Origin of the sequence: uncultured Methanobrevibacter sp. (genome assembly GCF_902771435.1) — an archaeon.
Taxonomy (GTDB): domain Archaea; phylum Methanobacteriota; class Methanobacteria; order Methanobacteriales; family Methanobacteriaceae; genus Methanocatella.
This window is the reverse complement of sequence record NZ_CACXXB010000002.1, coordinates 101,596-108,015: the sequence shown is the minus strand read 5'-3', so window position 1 is coordinate 108,015 and position 6,420 is coordinate 101,596. Positions and strand designations below refer to the sequence as shown.

The 6,420-nt window shown below is 35.8% G+C and carries 5 protein-coding genes; all 5 read right to left on the bottom strand.

Annotated features, from left to right (window positions below):
- Positions 1 to 1,674: DUF3344 domain-containing protein (locus QZU83_RS01030; protein ID WP_295609099.1), on the bottom strand; the 1,674-nt coding region annotated here is incomplete at its 3' end.
- Positions 1,675 to 2,054: 380 nt separating this feature from the next.
- A complete protein-coding gene (locus QZU83_RS01025; protein WP_295609098.1) occupies positions 2,055 to 4,598 on the bottom strand; it encodes a DUF3344 domain-containing protein in 2,544 nt (847 codons plus the stop codon).
- 69 nt (positions 4,599 to 4,667) lie between these two features.
- The gene (locus QZU83_RS01020; protein WP_295609097.1) at positions 4,668 to 5,003 is read right to left on the bottom strand and encodes a DUF2149 domain-containing protein; all 336 of its coding nucleotides are present in this window, start codon (positions 5,001 to 5,003) and stop codon (positions 4,668 to 4,670) included.
- Between the two features lie 16 nt (positions 5,004 to 5,019).
- Positions 5,020 to 5,664: a MotA/TolQ/ExbB proton channel family protein gene (locus QZU83_RS01015; RefSeq protein WP_295609096.1), complete on the bottom strand. Its 645-nt coding sequence runs from the start codon at positions 5,662 to 5,664 to the stop codon at positions 5,020 to 5,022.
- Between the two features lie 12 nt (positions 5,665 to 5,676).
- On the bottom strand, positions 5,677 to 6,384 hold the full coding sequence (locus QZU83_RS01010; RefSeq protein ID WP_295609095.1) for a DUF2162 domain-containing protein: 708 nt from the start codon (positions 6,382 to 6,384) through the stop codon (positions 5,677 to 5,679).
- Between the last annotated feature and the right edge of the window lie 36 nt (positions 6,385 to 6,420).

Below are 6,420 nucleotides of genomic sequence, written 5' to 3'. Positions count from 1 at the left end.
AAGTAAATCAGCACCCAAAACAATCTCAACATCTTTAAATGATCCGCCAGGAACATCATACATATATACTAAGGTTGAAGGATAAACAGCAGGAGTAGGGTCATTCTTATTTAAAACCAAAGTGTTAGCGCCTGTAGTGTTGATTTGATTCACATTTAACCTGTAAACCATAACACCATAGCCGTATCGTCCATAATTTCCTAAATTGCCTTGATCCCTATACCATTCCAGTGGAACAATTTCATAACCGTTGAATTTAGCATCAAACATTTCCCTAGTTTCATTATAAGCTTTAGCGTTAAACCAGTTATATGGAACGAATAGGAATGCTTCCCTAATTTCAGTGTCTTCAGGCAAATTGATGTTCCAGACATCGGTTCTGTTCATGTCTGAAGCACCCAAATAAGTGCTGTCATCTTTTACATCAACTACAACATCACCCCTAATTTGGATTGTACGATAATACGGTTCAAGACCTCGAACATCATACCCATAGTCATAACCTAAATTACCGTTGTAAAGTACAGGAACTGTTTTGTTTGCTTTTCCGACAACAGTGCCATTGTAAATAACATCAACTTCATATTCCACTTGAGTGTTATTGGCGCCGTTTACGGTAGTTTCATCAATTGGCCTGATTTTAGAGTCAGTCAACAGTAAAGTGGTTTCATTTTCACCGTCAAGTTCAACTTCGGCTGTTTCATATGCACCATCACTGGATACTAACTCAACCATGTATTTGCCGGCTTTATTTGCCTTAACTTTAACAGTTAATGTGTTATTGGTTCCGGCATAACATGTAGGAACACTAGTGTATTCAGTGTTGAATGTCACATCAGCGCTAGCTGTTTTGGATTGTATTTTTAAAACAGTTAAAACGTTTTTAAGTGATCCGTAAGCTGAAGTTCCTGCATATCTGCTCATGATTTCAGTATTTTTGCCTTCTTCTATTTTATCTGTAACATCCCAGTAACTGTATTGATAAGTGCTGCCTGCAGTGTGGTTATCAGGTTCGCCAAGCAACTTATCATTTAATGTGAAGTTTCCATTAGCACTGGAAAGTACAATATCTGTTAAATCCGCTTTTGCAATATCTGTTACACCCTCAGTATCAAAAGAAATTGTAACATTGGTTTTTGTCCATCTTTGAGCAGAATCTATCCAATAGTTAATTTCATCTGCATCCCCGTCATCATATGCTAAAACCAAAGCGATTAACTTGATTCTGCCGTCAAATGACTTATTAGTCATTTCAAATGTATCAACTTTAATAGAAACAGATGTACCGTTCAAACCTTTTAAAGAGTCTGTTATGTCATAACGCATTTGATAGTCTGAATAACACTTATCGACATGGTCATTTACAGGATAAACGGTTCCATCAGTAGTTCCATTTTCAATCCATAACTCTTCGCTTGCTATCTGATTTTCACCATTTTGGGTTTTCAGACTCACATTGGCATTTGCACCATATGTATTTTTTGCACTGCCCGAATAGACATTCACATAAACATCTGCACTCTTGACGTCTTTGGCATCGGCAGGAATGTCATATGTCAGCTCACCTGAGGTAGTATAAGGATTTTCACTAACTACAACAACATCCCCTGATACCTGACCGGAATCAGATGTCTGTAAATCGTCTGCGCAAACAGCGCTGAGAGAGAAAACCATCACAAAAATCAGTGCAATTAAAAAAATAAATGATTTAGTTTTCATAATATACCACGATTTTTTTTACTTTCGGCAGTTTATTTAAAGTGGGGAATAAAAGGAAAATGGGCTCTATACACTACTTTAAATAACTAAGCCTTAATTAAAGTGAAGTAGTAATAACAATATAAATATTTCTTATTACTTTTTTTATAAAAATTTGTTTAAAAGTAATACTTTTAGCCAAAAGTAATACTAATTTTAAAAAAATTGCAATAATAGTAATAAAAATTAAATGAATTGAAAAATGAAAAGTAATACTCTGTAAAAAATATATTAACAAAAATTAACCATCACGAAAATTTTGCCCAAAAAATTGAAAAAAAATAGAGAATAATACTCTATTTTTTAATTACAATAGTACTTTTTGCACTGATTGTGTATTTTGAATTGCCGGAAGAAATCACAACCTTATGACTACCAACCTTCAGTGCCTTGGTATTGAACTGGGCAATGCCTTTGCTGTTGGTTTTAATGGTCTTGGTTACGTATTTCTTGCCAGTGTAGATTTTTAATTTGACTTTAACATTCTTAACTGCCTTTTTAGTTGCCTTGTTTGTAACAGTTACTTTGAAATATTTAGATTTTTTAAACTTATTGGTTACTTTCACAGCCTTGACAGTTGTTTTGGCTTTGGATACCTTAATTGATGATGTTGCATTTTTAACAGCATAAGTTTCATCAGATGATATGATTTCAACCTTATGTGAACCAATGGCCAATTTTGATGCATCTTTAAAGCTTGCAATACCATTTGCATCTGTTTTGATAGTTTTTGATGTGAACTTATTGCCTGTAAATATTTTTAAAGTAAGCTCCAAACCGCCAACAGGATTACCTTTCGAATCCAATGCAGTAACTTTAAATGCCTTGGCAGAATCATATGTAGCGGATAATGCCTTAGGTGTTAAAGTAACTTTTACTGGTGCATTTTTGTATGTTACCACAATTTGATTCAACGCCAGAACTGTAGATCCGGTTGCAACAAAAGCAATATCATTTGAGTCTGTTAATTTAGATGAAATGTCGAAGGTGAATGAATCAAGAGAGTTAGAAGTGCCGTTCCATACATCTTCCATTACATTTCCATTGAATATAATGTTTCCTTCACCTTTTTGAGCACCGGCAGCAAAAACAGTGAATGCAGAATTAATTACATCATTAACATCTGCATTTAATACATTTGAAGTTTTAACAACTCTTCCAGCATCATTGTTGGAATTTGCAAGCAAATCAGCACCATTCAACAGGTAAATATTTTTTATATAATCGCTTTCAGTGCTGTTGTATAAATATATTAAATTTCCAGGATATACTGAAGTCAATCCTGATTGCTTATTTAAGATTAAAACATTATCTCCAGGTTTTGCCAAATCAGACACATCATAAAACATCAATCCGTACCCATATCTTCCGTAACTGCCCAAGTTGGACTGATCACGATAGCTGGATTTAGGAGAAATGGCATTACCGTTGAATGTGACGTTAAATACAGGCCCTCCAACACCACTCTTATCCCAGTTATAAGCAATGTAAACGAATGCTTTTTCCAGAGATGAGCTTTCATCCAAATCAATTTTGAAAATATCTGTTCTGTTTGATGCGGAGGCAGACAGGTAAGTTGAACTGTCTTTAGTGTCAGCTGCAATTCCCCCGGTGACTGTAAATACCCGAATATCTTCAATATAACGTGCATTGTAGGCCAAATCCTTTCCAAGATTACCGTTATACAATACCGGAACGGTTTTATTGGCACTTCCTACAATAACATCACCCAATTTAACATTGATTATATAAGTTACTTCTTTATTGCCGGCACCATTAACAGTAGTTTCATCAACTGCCCTGACAGTCGGGTCGGTTAATAAAACAGTAGCCTCTTCAGCAGCATCCAAATCAGTTTCACTGCTGTTTAGAAGTTTACCGTCAGCCAATAGCTCTATTGAATACCTGCCTGCAAAATTGGAACTGACCTTTACAGTCAATGTGTTGTTGGTGCCTGCATAACATGTCGGAACACTGGTATATTCTGTATTGAATGATACATCCGCAGTTATGTTTTTGGATTCCAGCTTCAAGAATGTTAAAACATTTTTTAGTGAACCGTAAGCACTTGCACCTGCAATTGAAACAAATTCTGTGTCCTGACCTTCCTTTACATTATCAAGAATATTCCAGTAGTTATACTGATAGTAATTTCCGGATACATGTTCGGTTGAATCGCCTATGAATTCACCATTTAATTTGTAGATTCCGTCACCGCTGGAAAGTGCAATATTTATCAAATCGGCTTTTACGATACTGGTTATGTCTGCGGTATCAAATGAAGTTGTCACATCTGTCTGTGTCCATTTCTGTGTTGCATCAAACCAGTAATTAATTTCGTCATCATCTCCGTCATCGTATGCCAAAATCAAGGCAATGAGTTTGATTCTTCCGTCAAACTGTTTATCACTCATTTTAAATGAATCAACATTAACTGAAATTGATGAACCGTTCAAACCCTTCAATGAGTCTGTTATGTCATAATGCATCTGATAGTCGGAGTAGCACTTATATGTGTGATTGTTTAGTGGATAAATGGTTCCGTCAGTGCTTCCGTCTTCAATCCATAATTTCTCACTAGCTATTTGATTTTCACCGTTTACAGTCCTTAAGCTCACGTTGGCATTTGCACCATAGGTGTTTTGGGCGCTTCCGCTGTAGATATTTACATAAACATCAGCACTTTTAATGTCTTTTGCATCAGACGGAATGTCATATGTCAGCTCACCTGAAGTTTTCCATGGATTAACGGTAGCTACATCAACATCACCTGAAACCTGACCCGAATCGGTTAACTGCAAATCATCTGCACTGACGGCGCTTAGAGAAAAAAGCATCATGAAAATCAGTGCAAATAGATAAATAAATAATTTGTTTTTCATAATATCATCCAATAATTCCATTTTTTCCTATCCTTCCACCATTATCAGCTTGCCCGTTGAAGGATCCTTATAAACCTTTCCCATTTCCATATAGCCCTGACCTGAGCTTTCGGATGACTCCGGTGTTTCGTTCAACTGCTGACCCTCTGTTACCTCGGTAATGTTGGCAGGAGATTTCTGGACGGCCTGGGACTGGTCCTGTGAGGTGTCCTGAAAAATTACACTTTGCATATTCCAGCTTATTACAACAAAAATAAGAAAACCGACTGCAATAACAAGCATTGCATCAACAAGATTGGAAGTTCCAGCCATCGGGTCCTCTTCACCTTCGGAAAATCTTTTCTTGCATTTACGCCTAACCATAGCTAAAACTCCATCGTTATTGTTTTAATTTATCCAAAAGCGCATCGCATAAAGCATCAAGATTGGAGAGGTCTTCCTCATACCATCTGCGTCTTATCTTTGATACGATATATCCAACTGCACCTGCACCAATACCTACAACGGTTGTATCGAACGCAACAATAATAGCATTTGCCAGTGTATTTACATCACCCGCACCCAATGCAGCAAGACCCGGACCCATAGGGATTAAAGTACCCATCAAACCTAATGTTGGTCCTATACGGGTTACAATATCTGTTCTTTCTAATGTTTTTGCTGATTTTGTCTCTTCAAATTCTATCAGTTTTCTGGCCAATGTTTCGCGTGTATCATCGGTCAGTGAATCTGCACGCAGGATTTTAACCAAAATCACCTTTTGATTTTCATACAGCTTGGCATTCTTAATTATATTCATTAATTCCTCACTGGAGGTTGCATTTGATATGGAATAAATCAATTTTTCCAATGTATCTGGAGTAACCTTTTTTCTTGATGTGTATTCGCTTACAAGGCTACCCAATGTAAGTATTGCAAAAAATGCAAAGACGACTAAAAATATGATTACCGGAATCTGTAAACTTTGAGCAATCATATTCAAACCGGAAGTTAATATTTCACTTCCGGGAATTGTTGTTACCATATATTATCACCATTAATCTAAATAACTGTTATTTTTAAAGTAAAATGCTCCTAAGAACATTATCATTAACATTAAGCCTAAAACCGCTAAAATATATTCTGGAGACTGGATTGAGATTGCATCCATCGGACTTTGCAGAAGTGCAGTAATGTTCGGAAGGCATAATGCGGAAATTAAAAAATAAATTCCCAAAAAGAACATGAAATTTCCCAAAACAATAGGATAAGGCTTTTTAATAAATCTTATGAGGTAGTTTGATGCATAATAGGTTGCAATAATTGTTAAAACCAAAGCGACTGCAACGATAATACTTAAATTCATAAGCCCTAAACCTACAGTTGGTGCCACAAGCATGATACTTACAATAATTGAACCGAAACAACATGGACAAGGAGCCACAACCGCCATACATGTGGCTGCAGTAGTATTTTTCTCAAAAACCTTATATTCCCTTATTGTAAAGATTCCTGCAAGAATCATTATGACCGCCATTATCAGGAAAAATTCAAAATTATAAGTGTAAATCAAATCTGTAATTTGTGCTGTGTAAAATGAAGATATTTCAGTTAAAATTAAAACTCCAGCACCATAACCTATTGAAACCATTGCCAAATATCTTTTGGACATGTTTGCAAGACCAGTTGCAAGTCCCAATTTGATTCCAAAGATTAAAACTGCGGATAATATTCCAAGTTGCCATAATAAATTAATTACTTCCATCTTTTTCCCTCTTTTAAAAAATAAAAAATTAATGAA

What these genes read in the sequence shown, in the direction of transcription:
- QZU83_RS01010 (WP_295609095.1), bottom strand. Translation starts at nt 6,384, where the DNA reads ATGGAAGTAATTAATTTATTATGGCAACTTGGAATATTATCCGCAGTT.
- QZU83_RS01015 (WP_295609096.1), bottom strand. Translation starts at nt 5,664, where the DNA reads ATGGTAACAACAATTCCCGGAAGTGAAATATTAACTTCCGGTTTGAAT.
- QZU83_RS01020 (WP_295609097.1), bottom strand. Translation starts at nt 5,003, where the DNA reads ATGGTTAGGCGTAAATGCAAGAAAAGATTTTCCGAAGGTGAAGAGGAC.
- QZU83_RS01025 (WP_295609098.1), bottom strand. Translation starts at nt 4,598, where the DNA reads ATGATGCTTTTTTCTCTAAGCGCCGTCAGTGCAGATGATTTGCAGTTA.